Genomic DNA, 12,339 nt, shown 5'->3' with positions numbered 1-12,339 from the left:
GGCAAGAGCGCGAAAGTCGCGCTCATTGCCTGCATGCGGATACTGCTGATCAGGCTGAACGCCATGCTACGCGACGGTACCGAATGGCGGTGACGAATAGCATGGTGAAGACAGTTGCTCCCACCGGCAGTTACCTATTCTGTGGGAGCGGCGGTGCGACGACTCGACTTGCCCCGCGATTGAAACTCAGTATTCGCTCAGCGAGAACTCGGTCAGGCAGAAGGTTGGAACACCCAGCGCCTGTAATTTCTGCGAGCCGCCCAGTTCCGGCAGGTCAATAATTGCGGCAGCCTCGAACACTTGCGCACCCATGCGGCGCACCAGGTTGCTCGCTGCCACGAAGGTCCCGCCGGTGGCGATCAGGTCATCGAAAATCAGCACTGAATCGCCTTCGCACAGGCTGTCGGCGTGTACTTCGAGGAAGGCTTCACCGTATTCGGTCTGGTAGCCTTCGGCGAGTACATCCGCCGGCAGCTTGCCCTGCTTGCGGAACAGAATCAGTGGCTTGTTCAGTTGGTGGGCGATGATCGAGCCGATCAGGAAGCCGCGGGCGTCCATGGCACCGATGTGGCTGAACTCGGCCTCGACATAGCGCTCGATGAAGGCGTCAGCCACATGACGCAAGGCTCGTGGCGACTGGAACAGCGGCGTGATGTCGCGAAAGATCACGCCGGCTTTCGGGAAGTCCGGTACGGGGCGGATCAGGGTTTTGAGGTCGAAGGTATCGCTGCGCATGGGGCGGGTTTCCTGATAAACGAATGCCCGCCAGTATACCTTTAAGCTGCAGCCTCAGCTCTCCAGTGCACCACCGGCCAGCGCGCACAGCTGGATCGGGTCGAGGATGTGGATTTCCTTGCCTTCGGCGGCAATCAGGCCGTTCTGCTGGAAGCGGGTGAAAACCCGTGAAACAGTTTCAACGGCCAGGCCCAGGTAGTTGCCGATTTCATTGCGCGACATGCTCAGGCGGAACTGATTGGCCGAATAACCCCGGGCACGGAAGCGCGCCGAGAGGTTGACCAGGAAGGTGGCGATGCGCTCGTCGGCGGTTTTCTTCGACAACAACAGCATCATTTGCTGGTCATCGCGAATCTCGCGGCTCATCACCCGCATCAGCTGGCGACGCAGCTGCGGCAACTGAACCGACAGCTCATCGAGGCGTTCGAAGGGGATTTCACAGACCGACGTGGTTTCCTGGGCCTGGGCCGATACCGGGTAGGTTTCGGTGTCCATGCCGGACAGGCCGACCAGTTCGCTGGGCAGGTGAAAGCCGGTGATCTGTTCTTCACCGCCGTCGCTCAGGCTGAAGGTTTTCAGGGCGCCGGAGCGCACTGCGTAGACCGAAGCGAAGTTGTCACCCTGGCGGAACAGAAATTCGCCTTTCTTCAGCGGTCGCCCGCGTTTGACGATTTCATCCAATGCATCCATGTCTTCCATGTTCAACGACAATGGCAGGCATAGAGGCGCCAGGCTGCAATCCTTGCAATGGGCCTGGTTGTGAGGGCGCAGTTTGACTGGCTCGGACATTTCTTCATTCCTTGGGGGAAAGCACACATAAGCCGTAAGGGTAACTCAGGGCATGGGGTTTCGGCCAGCCCGCACCCGGATAGGGTGCGCTGGATGAGGTGCGGCGTATCGTCCGACCTCCGACAAGCATAGTGTGCTTTACAAGTATGACTGTAAACCGCGTCCGTGCGGTGCGCTTCAAATGACCCGAGAGAAGTGTTGCTGGCTGTGCAGGCCGAGGTAGGCATCAAACACCATGCACACCGACCGTACCAGCAGGCGACCGGCGGGCAATACCTCGATGCCCTGAGTGCTGAGGTTGATCAGGCCGTCGTTGTGCATGGCTTGCAGGGCTGGCCACTGTTCCTTGAAATAGCCGCGAAAATCGATGGTGAAGGCCTGTTCGATGCTCTCGAAGTCCAGTTCGAAGTGGCAGATCAACTGCTGGATCACCGCGCGGCGCAGGCGGTCGTCGGCGCTGCAGAGCAGGCCGCGGCTGGTGGCCAGCTGGGCGCTGGACAGGGTGTCCTGATAGGTGTTCAGGTCGCTGGTGTTCTGGCAGTACAGGTCACCGATCTGGCTGATGGCCGAGACGCCGAGGCCGATCAGGTCGCAGTGACCGTGGGTGGTGTAGCCCTGGAAGTTGCGTTGCAGGGTCGATTCTTCCTGGGCGATGGCCAGTTCGTCGTCGGGCAGGGCGAAATGGTCCATGCCAATGTAGCGGTAGCCGGCGGCGGTCAGTTGTTCAATGGTTCTTTGCAGCATCTCCAGCTTGGCGGCGGGCGCCGGCAGGTCATTGCTGTCGATGCGCCGCTGCGGCATGAAGCGTTCCGGCAAGTGCGCATAGTTGAACACCGACAGCCGGTCCGGTTGCAGCTTGATGACCTCGTCCACGGTGTGGGCAAAGCCTTCTGGCGTCTGCTTGGGCAGACCGTAGATCAGGTCGAGGTTGATCGAGCGAAATTGCAGGGTGCGTGCCGCGTCGATGATCGCCCGGGTCTGCTCCAGGGTTTGCAGGCGGTTGATGGCCCGTTGCACGGCCGGATCGAGGTCCTGTACACCCAGGCTGACGCGGTTGAAGCCCAGTTCGCGCAACAGGCCCATGGTTGGCCAGTCGGCCTCGCGCGGGTCGATCTCGATGCCATAGTCGCCGGAGTCGTCGTCCAGCAGGTTGAAATGCTGGCGCAAATGCGCCATCAGTTGCCGTAGTTCGACGTGGCTGAGAAAGGTCGGGGTGCCACCACCGAAATGCAATTGCTCGACGCTCTGCTTGGGGTCCAGGTGACAAGCGATCAGCTGGATTTCCTGCTCCAGGCGCTGCAGGTAGGGCTGGGCGCGGGCGCGGTCTTTGGTGATGACCTTGTTGCAGGCGCAGTAGTAGCAGATGTTGGCGCAGAACGGTATGTGCACGTAGAGCGACAGCGGGCGTACGGCACGGCGACTGTCGCGCAGGGCGTGCAGCAGGTCGAAGGAGCCGACTTCGCTGTGCAGCTGCACAGCGGTTGGATAGGAGGTGTAGCGTGGGCCGGACAGGTCGTAGCGACGGATCAGGTCGGAGTCCCAACGGAGTGCGTCGAGCATGTGGGCAATCCCCAGAATGAGCAGCAGTGTGCAAATTCTAGGGCGCTGGTAAAAAGCCCGCCTTGACCTGCATCAACAGCACTTCAGTGGCCCATTAGCCAGTGCTGGTGGGGGCCGGGCAGGGTCCAGAAGCCGAACAGGATCACCAGTACACCGCCAGCGATCCGTAGGCCACGTTTGCGTAGCAGGGCGCTGGTGCGTTCGGCGGCAAGCCCAGTGGCCAGCAGCACTGGCCAGGTGCCAAGACCGAAGGCCAGCATCAGCAGGGCGCTGTCAGCTGCGTTGCCCTGGCTCGCGGCCCACAGCAGGGTGCTGTAGACCAGACCGCATGGCAGCCAGCCCCACAGGGCGCCCAGCAGCAGGGCGCGAGGCAGGCTGGATACCGGCAGCAGGCGGTTGGCCACGGGCTGTATGTGGCGCCACAAGCCGCGTCCCAGGCCTTCGATGCGGGTCAAGCCACTCCACCAGCCAGCCAGGTACAGCCCCATGCTGATCAACAGCAACGCTGCGACCACACGCATGCCCAGTGCCACCGGGCTATTGGCCACGGCCCAGCCGGCCAGGCCCAGCAGCAAGCCGGCCAAGGCGTAGCTGAAGATGCGTCCCAGGTTGTAGGCCAGCAGCAGGCGAAAGCGCCGGCTGCGCTGTTCTTTGGGGATGGCCAGGGTCAGGGCACCCATCAGCCCGCCGCACATCCCCAGGCAATGACCGCCGCCCAGCAAACCGAGGATCAGCGCCGAGCTGAGCAGGGGTAGCAGCTCAAGCACGGGGTGGGGTGCCGTCGTCGGGTTTCTTGCCGTCGGCTTCATCCATCGCGGCGGTGTGCTGTGGGTCCTGATCGTCGAACAGGATGCTGTGGGCCGGGCTGTCGAGGTCGTCGTACTGACCGCTGTCCACCGCCCAGAAGAAGATGTAGATGGCGATGGCGACAATCAGCAGCGCGGCCGGAATCATGATGTATAGCGCAGGCATGGAAGCTCCTGATCAGGCCGTAGCCGGGTGTGAGTCGCGGGTTGCTGTGGCGCTGCTGGTCGGATCGCTGATGCGGGTCAGGCGCAGGGCGTTGAGCACCACGATCAGCGAACTGACGGACATGCCAATGGCCGCCCACACTGGCGTGATCCAGCCGAGGGCGGCAAAGGGCAGCATCAGACCATTATACAGTGCTGCCCAGAGCAGGTTCTCGATAATGATCCGGCGCGTGCGCCGGGCCAGGCTGAAGGCCTGCACCAGCGCGTCAAGGCGATTGGACAGCAGCACCGCGTCGGCGCTGGTCTTGGCCAGGTCGGTGGCCGAGCCCATGGCAATACTGATATCCGCGGCGGCCAGCACCGGTACATCGTTGACCCCGTCGCCGAGCATCAGCACTTTGCGGCCCTGCAGTTGCAGGGCTTTGAGTTTTTCCAGTTTGTCGTCCGGGCGCAAGCCGCCGATGGCCTGGTCAATCTGCAGCTCGGCGGCCACGCTCTGTACCATCGGCGAGCTGTCGCCGGACAGCAGCAAGGTCTGCCAGCCACGGGCGCGACAGGCAGCGAGCAGGTCGGCGGCGTCATTGCGCAGGCGGTCGTCGAGCACCAGCCAGGCCAGGGCGCCCTGGGTGTCGCCCAGCAACAGCCACTGACCTGGCTCAGCGGGCATCGCCGGGGCTACGGTGCCGCTCAGGGCGCAGACGAAACCCGCTTCGCCGATGCGCAGGCGTTGCCCCTGCACCACGCCTTCAAGCCCCAGGCCAGGCTCGGCGTGAACCTCATCGGCGGCAACGCTGGCGCGCCCGAAGGCCCGGGCAATCGGGTGCTCGGAGCGGTTTTCCAGGGCTGCGGCAAGCATCAGGCACTGATCGGCGTCGGCGGCGGCCAGCGGGCGAATGGCGCGCAAGGTCAGGCGACCTTCGGTGAGGGTGCCGGTTTTGTCGAAGATCACCGTATCGATCTGGTTCAGGCCTTCGAGAACATGGCCGCGGGTCAGCAGCAGGCCGAGTTTGTGCAGGGTGCCGGTGGCGGCGGTCAGTGCGGTCGGTGTGGCCAGCGACAGTGCGCAAGGGCAGGTGGCGACCAGCATGGCCAGGACAATCCAGAACGCCCGGGAGGGGTCCAGCTGCCACCAGAGCAGGCCGATGGCGGCGGCGGCGATCAGGGAGAACAGCAGGAACCATTGCGAAGCACGGTCGGCGATTTCCGCCAAGCGCGGCTTTTCCGACTGTGCCCGCTCTAGCAGGCGGACGATGGCCGACAGGCGCGTGTCCTGGCCCAGGGCCTGGACCTCGACGGTCAGTGCGCTTTCCACATTCAAGGTTCCGGCGGTTACTGCATCGCCCGCGCGGCGGGGCTGGGGTAGGTACTCACCGGTCAGCAGCGACTCATCGACGCTCGACTGGCCACTGATGATGCGCCCGTCGGCAGGCACGACATGGCCGGGTTGGATCAATACGCAATCACCCAGTTGCAACTCACTGAGCAGGATCCGTTCGCTTTGGCCTGCCGCGCCCAGGCGCAGGCACGAGGCTGGCAGCAGGTTGACCAACTGCGCGGTGGCTGCTGCGGTGCGCTCACGGGCGCGGCGCTCCAGGTAGCGGCCTGCCAGCAGGAATAGGGCGAACATGCCCACGGCATCGAAATACAGCTCGCCGCTGCCGGTGATCGCGGTCCAGATGCCAGCGCCATAGGCCAGGCCGATGGCCAGCGAGACCGAGACGTCCATGGTCAGGTGGCGCGTGCGCAGGTCGCGGGCGGCGCCACGGAAGAACGGCGCGCAACTGTAGAAAACGATGGGAGTAGTCAGGAACAGCGCGACCCAGCGCAGGATGGTATGCAGTTCCGCGCTCAGGTCGATGTTGAACTCCGGCCAGGTGGCCATGGTCGCCATCATCGCCTGGAACCACAGCAGGCCGGCGACTCCCAGTTGGCGCAGGGCGGTGCGGTTTTCATTGGCCAGCTGTTCGGCGGCGCGGTCGGCCTGATAAGGGTGCGCCGCGTAACCGATGTGGCGCAGCTCGGCCAGCAGCCTGGACAGCGGTAGTTGGCTGTCGGCCCAGTTGACCTGCAGGCGGTGGTTGGACAGGTTCAGCCGCGCTTCGGCAACGCCCGGCAGGTTGCGCAGGTGTTTCTCGATCAGCCAGCCGCACGCGGCGCAGCTGATGCCTTCGATCAGCAGGGTGGTTTCGGCCAGCTCACCGCTGTGGCGAACGAAAGGTTTTTGCACATCGGCACGGTCATACAGGGCCAGTTCGTCGACCAGTTGCTGGGGCAGGGCATCGGGGTTGGCGCTGGCCTCACTGCGATGCTGGTAATAGCTTTCCAGGTTGCCGGCGACAATGGCTTCGGCCACGGCCTGACAACCCGGGCAGCAGAACAGCCGGTCCTGGCCGAGTACCACGGCGGTGAAGTGGCTACCGGCAGGAACGGGCAGGGCGCAGTGGTAGCAGGGCGTGGGGCTGGTCATGGCAATCTATCGCAAGGTCCGGGGTGAACCTGATCGCGGGGCAAGCCCGCTCCCACAGTGTGTCTCAGTGGGAGCGGGCTTGCCCCGCGATCAAGGCCGACTCATTTTTCGAGGTGTTCAGCCCCTTGCAGCGCTTCGTCGCCCAGCTGCAGGGTTATATCGTGGCCGACCTGTTCTTCTTCAAACAGGCGCCAGACGTGTTCATTCTGGCTGCCGAGCAGCTCGACGAACCGACGGCCTTCGATCTTGTCGCTGAGCTGGCCGACATAGCGTCCGGCTTCGCTGGCGCTCCGGGTCAGGACGATCCTGCGGTCTTTCTCCGGCTGGGTCGGCGAAATCAGGTTCAGCTCCAGGGTTTGCGGCTGGCTGTTACCGCTCAGGCGCAGCTCGACTTCACCGGTCAGCTCGTCCAGATGCACGCTGGCCTTTAGGTTCAGGGTCTGCGCCAGCAGTTCCCGGTCCAACGAGCGGTTGATGCCTTTGCCAGCCTCGTAGTAGTTGTCGTTGACCAGGTTGTCGGGGTTGTTCACCGCAATGGTCACCATGGTCAGGCTCAGAGTCACCGAGGTGGCCAGCACGCCGATGATGATCCACGGCCAGAGGTGCTTGTACCAGGGGCTTGCGGCGGTTGCAGGAGGCATAGGTTCAGTCTCTTATCGAATTTGTGGGCCGATGAAGCGGCTCTTGGCTTCAACCTGGGTGGCGCGGTCGTCAGCGTCCTTGAGGATGAAGGTGACTTCGTTGGTGCTCGACGGCAGTTTCTCCGGGGCCATCGACAGTTGTACCGGCAGGCTGACGATATCACCGGCGGCGACGCGGATTTCCCTTGCGCCTTCAAGCTTGAGGTCCGGCAGGCCGGCGGCTTCAAGCACATAGACGTGGTCGCGCTGGTCTTTGTTCATGACCTTCAGGCTGTAGACGTTTTCGATCCGGCCCTGGGCATTTTCGCGGTACAGAACGCGGTCCTTGCTGACATCGAAGCCGACCAGCGAGCGCATCACGAAGGCGCTGGCAAGCAGGGCGATCATGCTCAGCAAGACCACCGCATAACCGATCAGGCGCGGGCGCAACATGTGGGTTTTCTGCCCGGAAAGGTTGTGCTCGGTGGTGTAGCTGATCAGGCCTTTGGGGTAGTTCATCTTGTCCATGATGGTGTCACAGGCATCGATGCAGGCGGCGCAGCCGATGCACTCGATCTGCAAGCCATCTCGAATGTCGATACCGGTCGGGCAGACCTGGACGCACATGGTGCAATCGATGCAATCACCCAGGCCTTTGGCCTTGTAGTCGAGGTCTTTCTTGCGTGGGCCGCGGGTTTCGCCGCGACGTGGATCGTAGGAGACGATCAGCGTGTCCTTGTCGAACATCACGCTCTGGAAGCGGGCATAGGGGCACATGTATACGCACACTTGCTCGCGCAGCCAACCGGCGTTGCCGTAGGTGGCGAGGGTGAAGAAACCGACCCAGAAATAAGCCCAGCCATCGGCCTGGCCAGTGAAGAACTCCACCACCAGCTCGCGGATCGGCGAGAAGTAGCCGACGAAGGTCATGCCGGTGACAAAACCGATCAGCAGCCATAGGCTGTGCTTGGCCAGTTTGCGCAGAAATTTGTTGCCGCTCATGGGCGCCTTGTCCAGCTTCATGCGCTGGTTGCGGTCACCTTCCGTGACCTTCTCGCACCACATGAAAATCCAGGTCCAGACGCTCTGCGGGCAGGTGTAGCCGCACCAGACCCGGCCGGCGAACACGGTGATGAAGAACAGGCCGAAGGCGGCAACGATCAGCAGGCCGGAAAGCAGGATGAAGTCCTGGGGCCAGATGGTGGCGCCGAAGATGTAGAACTTGCGCTCAGGCAGGTTCCACCAGACCGCCTGGTGCTCGCCCCAGTTCAGCCACACCGTGCCGAAATACAGCAGGAACAGGATGGCGCCGCCGGCCATGCGCAAATTGCGAAACAAGCCGGTGAAGGCCCGGGTGTAAATTTTTTCCCGAGAGGCGTAGAGATCGACGCTGTCTTTGTCTTTATTGGCAGGCGGGGTGACATCATGTACTGGAATCTGCTTGCTCATCATTGAGTCCCACGGCAGTGGAATAACGCCGCGATCAGTGCGTGCCGACCGCAGTCAGAAGTTTATGCTGCTCTAGGTCGGATAATACGCCTGTAGTGGCAGCATGGGGCATGGCTGCGACCTTTAGTCGCGTTGGGTTTGCCTGGTGATTAGTGTAGTGGGCGTGTCAATTGATCTGGGTCATGCGAACTGTCTTAACCCTGTGGGAGCGGGCTTGCCCCGCGATGGGATGTGGCTGACAGCTTGCAATTGCGGGGCAAGCCCGCTCCCACAGCATCTGTAAAAAAGCCCCGCCAGTCTGCACTGACGGGGCCTTTGGGTGGCTGTGCGAATTACTTCGCCTCAGCCGCCTTTTCACCTTGATGCGACAGGCTGTAGACATAGGCTGCCAACAGGTGGACCTTGTCGTTGCCCTGAATCGCTTCCTGGGCAGGCATCTGGCCCTGACGGCCGTAACGGATGGTCTGCTGCAGTTGCGCGAAGCTCGAACCGTAGATGAACGCCTGTGGGTGCGTCAGGTTCGGCGCGCCCATCGCTGGGGTGCCTTTACCTTCAGGACCGTGGCAGGCCACACAGTTGGCAGCGAAGATCTTCTGGCCGTTGGCGACGTCGGCTTTCGCGCCTTCTGGCAGCTTGCGGCCATCCAGGTTGGTCAGGACATAAGCGGCAACGTCGGCAACGCCTTGCTCGCCGATGACTTCCGACCAAGCCGGCATCACACCATGACGACCGCCCATGATGCTCGCCTTGATGGTTGCCGGTTCGCCGCCCCAGCGCCAATCGTTGTCGGTCAGGTTAGGGAAGCCGTAAGCCCCCTTGGCGTCGGAGCCGTGGCACACCGAGCAGTTGGAGGCGAACAGACGGCCGCCCATCTTCAGGGCTTGCGGATCCTTGGCCACTTCTTCAATAGGCATTGCCGCAAATTTGGCGAAAATCGGCCCAAACTTGGCGTCGGCGCGCGCCATTTCCTTTTCCCACTCGTGCACACCGGTCCAGCCAGGCTGGCCGTTGGCGAACTCGGTCTTTTTCTCGTTATCCACGTACTGGTAGCCAGGCAATACGCCTTTCCAGTTACCCAGGCCGGGGTACAGCGCCAGATAACCCAGGGCGAAAACGATAGTGCCGACAAATAGCCAGAACCACCATTGCGGCAACGGGTTGTCATACTCCTCGATGCCATCGAACGAGTGGCCGACGATTTCATCGGTGGGTTCGCTGCGCTGGCCCTTGCGGGTGGACAGCAGTAGCCAGGTCAGGGCGAAGATCGTGCCCAGACTCAAAACGGTGACGTACAGACTCCAGAAGGTAGTCATTCGTTGTTACTCCTAGACGCTTTCGCTTGCGCTTGCTCGACGTGCTTGCTGGCTTCGGGATCATCCGCGAAGGGCAGCATGGTCGCTTCGTCGAACTCGGACTTGCGCCGAGAACTGAACACCCACAACGCCAGGCCAATAAAGGCCACCATCACCACGACGGTGCCCAGGCCACGAATCATCCCGATATCCATCAATGTCACCGTTTGCTTTTGATGATGGTGCCCAGGCCTTGCAGGTAGGCCACCAGAGCGTCCATTTCAGTCTTGCCCTTGACCGCGTCGCGGGCACCGGCGATGTCTGCGTCGGTGTACGGCGTGCCGAGGGTGCGCAGGACTTCCATCTTTTTGACGGTGTCCTTGCCATCGAGCTTGTTCTCTACCAGCCATGGATAGGCTGGCATTTTCGACTCGGGCACGACGTTGCGCGGGTTGTACAGGTGCGCACGGTGCCAGTCATCGGAGTAACGGCCGCCGACGCGCGCCAAGTCCGGACCGGTACGCTTGGAACCCCACAGGAACGGGTGGTCCCAGACGCTTTCACCGGCGACCGAGTAGTGACCGTAGCGCTCGGTTTCGGCACGGAACGGACGGATCATCTGCGAGTGGCACTGCACGCAGCCTTCGCGGATGTAGATGTCACGACCTTCCAGTTCCAGCGCGGTACGTGGCTTCATACCCTCGACCGGCTTGTTGGTGACGTCCTGGAAAAACAACGGGACGATCTGGGTCAGGCCGCCGATACTCACGGCGATGACCATGAAGAAGGCCAGCAGGCCGATATTTTTCTCGACTACTTCATGCTTCATCAGTGAGCTCCAACTACAGCGATCTGAGCGGCGGCTTCAGCTTCGGCCGGCTTCGAGGCGCGCACGGTACGGTAGACGTTGTAGGCCATCAGCAGCATGCCGGAGGCGAAGAATGCACCGCCCAGGGCACGGACGATGAAGCCTGGATGGCTGGCCTGCAGGGCTTCGACGAAGGAGTAGGTGAGGGTGCCGTCATCGTTGATTGCACGCCACATCAGGCCTTGGGTGATACCGTTGACCCACATCGAGGAGATGTACAGTACGGTGCCGATGGTCGCCAGCCAGAAGTGGGCGTTGATCAGGCCGATGCTGTGCATCTGCTCGCGGCCATAGACTTTCGGGATCATGTGGTACAGAGCACCGATAGAGATCATCGCTACCCAGCCCAACGCGCCGGCGTGTACGTGGCCGACGGTCCAGTCGGTGTAGTGCGACAGCGAGTTGACGGTCTTGATCGCCATCATCGGACCTTCGAAGGTCGACATGCCGTAGAACGCCAGGGAAACCACGAGGAAGCGCAGGATCGGGTCGGTGCGCAGCTTATGCCAGGCGCCCGACAGGGTCATCATGCCGTTGATCATGCCGCCCCAGCTTGGCGCCAGGAGAATGATCGACATGGCCATGCCCAGCGACTGCGCCCAGTCCGGCAGGGCGGTGTAGTGCAGGTGGTGAGGGCCGGCCCAGATGTACAGGGTGATCAGTGCCCAGAAGTGCACGATCGACAGACGATAGGAGTAGATCGGACGCTCGGCCTGTTTCGGCACGAAGTAGTACATCATGCCGAGGAAACCGGTGGTCAGGAAGAAACCTACGGCGTTGTGGCCGTACCACCACTGGATCATCGCGTCGGTGGCGCCCGAGTAAGCCGAGTAGGACTTGAACAGGCTGACCGGCAGCGACATGTGGTTGACGATATGCAGCATCGCGGTCACCACGATGAACGCACCGTAGAACCAGTTACCGACATAAATGTGCTTGGTCTTGCGCTTGACGATGGTACCGAAGAACACCACGCCGTAGGTGACCCAGACAATGGCCAGCAAAATGGCGATCGGCCATTCCAGCTCGGCGTACTCCTTGGTCGTGGTGTAGCCCAGCGGCAGGGTAATGAGCGCACCGACGATCACTGCTTGCCAACCCCAGAAGGTGAAGGCCGCGAGGCTGTCGGAAATCAGTCGCGTCTGGCAGGTACGCTGCACGACATAATAAGAAGTGGCAAACAGTGCACAGCCACCGAAGGCGAAAATCACCAGGTTGGTGTGCAGTGGGCGCAGGCGTCCAAAACTCGTCCATGGCAGGTCCAGGTTCAGCTGGGGCCATACCAGTTGCGAGGCGATGAAGACTCCAAGCCCCATGCCAAGGATCCCCCAGACCACCGTCATGATGGCGAACTGGCGGACGACCTTATAGTTATAAGCAGTCGGACTGATTGCTGTGCTCATTCTAAGGTTCCACGGTTTGGGTGTTTTTGTAGGTTAAAAAATCGGCGCAAGTATGTATAAACCGTGTGGTTATTGCAACGCGATGGCTCCCGCGCCGACCTTTGCCAAAGCCCGATATACCGCTGTTCCGGGCCTTGCTGGTGGACAAATTGTACACAATTATCTGCTTGATATGTGTACCGTTA

12 protein-coding genes are annotated in these 12,339 nt (G+C 61.7%); all 12 read right to left on the bottom strand.

From position 1 onward, the window contains the following. Window positions 1–186 precede the first annotated feature (186 nt). Window positions 187–735: an adenine phosphoribosyltransferase gene (locus C6382_RS16835; protein ID WP_107025511.1), complete on the bottom strand. Its 549-nt coding sequence runs from the start codon at window positions 733–735 to the stop codon at window positions 187–189. 54 nt (window positions 736–789) lie between these two features. Beyond that, window positions 790–1,524, bottom strand: coding sequence for a Crp/Fnr family transcriptional regulator FnrA (gene fnrA / locus C6382_RS16830; RefSeq protein WP_038613200.1), 735 nt, complete (start codon window positions 1,522–1,524; stop codon window positions 790–792). A gap of 177 nt (window positions 1,525–1,701) precedes the next feature. Beyond that, window positions 1,702–3,084 (bottom strand): oxygen-independent coproporphyrinogen III oxidase, encoded by a 1,383-nt coding sequence (gene hemN, locus C6382_RS16825; RefSeq protein WP_107025510.1) that lies wholly within the window; start codon window positions 3,082–3,084, stop codon window positions 1,702–1,704. A gap of 83 nt (window positions 3,085–3,167) precedes the next feature. Beyond that, entirely contained in the window at window positions 3,168–3,851 is a 684-nt protein-coding gene (locus tag C6382_RS16820; protein ID WP_107025509.1) for a sulfite exporter TauE/SafE family protein, read from the bottom strand. After that, entirely contained in the window at window positions 3,844–4,056 is a 213-nt protein-coding gene (ccoS, locus tag C6382_RS16815; protein ID WP_107025508.1) for a cbb3-type cytochrome oxidase assembly protein CcoS, read from the bottom strand. The genes C6382_RS16820 and ccoS overlap by 8 nt, the downstream gene beginning before the upstream one ends. Window positions 4,057–4,068: 12 nt before the next feature. Beyond that, window positions 4,069–6,522, bottom strand: a complete 2,454-nt coding sequence (locus C6382_RS16810; RefSeq protein ID WP_107025507.1) for a heavy metal translocating P-type ATPase — start codon at window positions 6,520–6,522, stop codon at window positions 4,069–4,071. Window positions 6,523–6,623: 101 nt separating this feature from the next. After that, window positions 6,624–7,163, bottom strand: a complete 540-nt coding sequence (locus C6382_RS16805; RefSeq protein ID WP_107025506.1) for a FixH family protein — start codon at window positions 7,161–7,163, stop codon at window positions 6,624–6,626. A 12-nt stretch (window positions 7,164–7,175) separates the two neighbouring features. Then, window positions 7,176–8,591, bottom strand: a complete 1,416-nt coding sequence (gene ccoG, locus C6382_RS16800) for a cytochrome c oxidase accessory protein CcoG (protein WP_107025505.1) — start codon at window positions 8,589–8,591, stop codon at window positions 7,176–7,178. Window positions 8,592–8,923: 332 nt separating this feature from the next. Continuing rightward, window positions 8,924–9,904, bottom strand: coding sequence for a cytochrome-c oxidase, cbb3-type subunit III (ccoP, locus tag C6382_RS16795; protein ID WP_107025504.1), 981 nt, complete (start codon window positions 9,902–9,904; stop codon window positions 8,924–8,926). After that, window positions 9,901–10,098: a CcoQ/FixQ family Cbb3-type cytochrome c oxidase assembly chaperone gene (locus tag C6382_RS16790; RefSeq protein WP_010225992.1), complete on the bottom strand. Its 198-nt coding sequence runs from the start codon at window positions 10,096–10,098 to the stop codon at window positions 9,901–9,903. Before C6382_RS16790 ends, ccoP begins: the two co-directional genes overlap by 4 nt. A gap of 5 nt (window positions 10,099–10,103) precedes the next feature. Beyond that, a complete protein-coding gene (gene ccoO, locus C6382_RS16785; RefSeq protein ID WP_105641559.1) occupies window positions 10,104–10,712 on the bottom strand; it encodes a cytochrome-c oxidase, cbb3-type subunit II in 609 nt (202 codons plus the stop codon). Continuing rightward, window positions 10,712–12,154, bottom strand: coding sequence for a cytochrome-c oxidase, cbb3-type subunit I (gene ccoN, locus C6382_RS16780; RefSeq protein ID WP_107025503.1), 1,443 nt, complete (start codon window positions 12,152–12,154; stop codon window positions 10,712–10,714). Before ccoN ends, ccoO begins: the two co-directional genes overlap by 1 nt. Window positions 12,155–12,339: the final 185 nt, after the last annotated feature.

Origin of the sequence: Pseudomonas sp. BBP2017 (assembly GCF_003024385.1) — a bacterium.
Lineage (GTDB): Bacteria > Pseudomonadota > Gammaproteobacteria > Pseudomonadales > Pseudomonadaceae > Aquipseudomonas.
Note: the sequence above shows the minus strand (reverse complement) of the source record. Positions and strands in the feature narration are given on the sequence as shown.

Excerpts from the sequence above, each read along its gene's own strand:
- C6382_RS16835 (WP_107025511.1), bottom strand. The coding sequence starts at position 735 with ATGCGCAGCGATACCTTCGACCTCAAAACCCTGATCCGCCCCGTACCG.
- fnrA (WP_038613200.1), bottom strand. The coding sequence starts at position 1,524 with ATGTCCGAGCCAGTCAAACTGCGCCCTCACAACCAGGCCCATTGCAAG.
- hemN (WP_107025510.1), bottom strand. The coding sequence starts at position 3,084 with ATGCTCGACGCACTCCGTTGGGACTCCGACCTGATCCGTCGCTACGAC.
- ccoS (WP_107025508.1), bottom strand. The coding sequence starts at position 4,056 with ATGCCTGCGCTATACATCATGATTCCGGCCGCGCTGCTGATTGTCGCC.
- C6382_RS16810 (WP_107025507.1), bottom strand. The coding sequence starts at position 6,522 with ATGACCAGCCCCACGCCCTGCTACCACTGCGCCCTGCCCGTTCCTGCC.
- C6382_RS16805 (WP_107025506.1), bottom strand. The coding sequence starts at position 7,163 with ATGCCTCCTGCAACCGCCGCAAGCCCCTGGTACAAGCACCTCTGGCCG.
- ccoG (WP_107025505.1), bottom strand. The coding sequence starts at position 8,591 with ATGAGCAAGCAGATTCCAGTACATGATGTCACCCCGCCTGCCAATAAA.
- ccoP (WP_107025504.1), bottom strand. The coding sequence starts at position 9,904 with ATGACTACCTTCTGGAGTCTGTACGTCACCGTTTTGAGTCTGGGCACG.
- C6382_RS16790 (WP_010225992.1), bottom strand. The coding sequence starts at position 10,098 with ATGGATATCGGGATGATTCGTGGCCTGGGCACCGTCGTGGTGATGGTG.
- ccoO (WP_105641559.1), bottom strand. The coding sequence starts at position 10,712 with ATGAAGCATGAAGTAGTCGAGAAAAATATCGGCCTGCTGGCCTTCTTC.
- ccoN (WP_107025503.1), bottom strand. The coding sequence starts at position 12,154 with ATGAGCACAGCAATCAGTCCGACTGCTTATAACTATAAGGTCGTCCGC.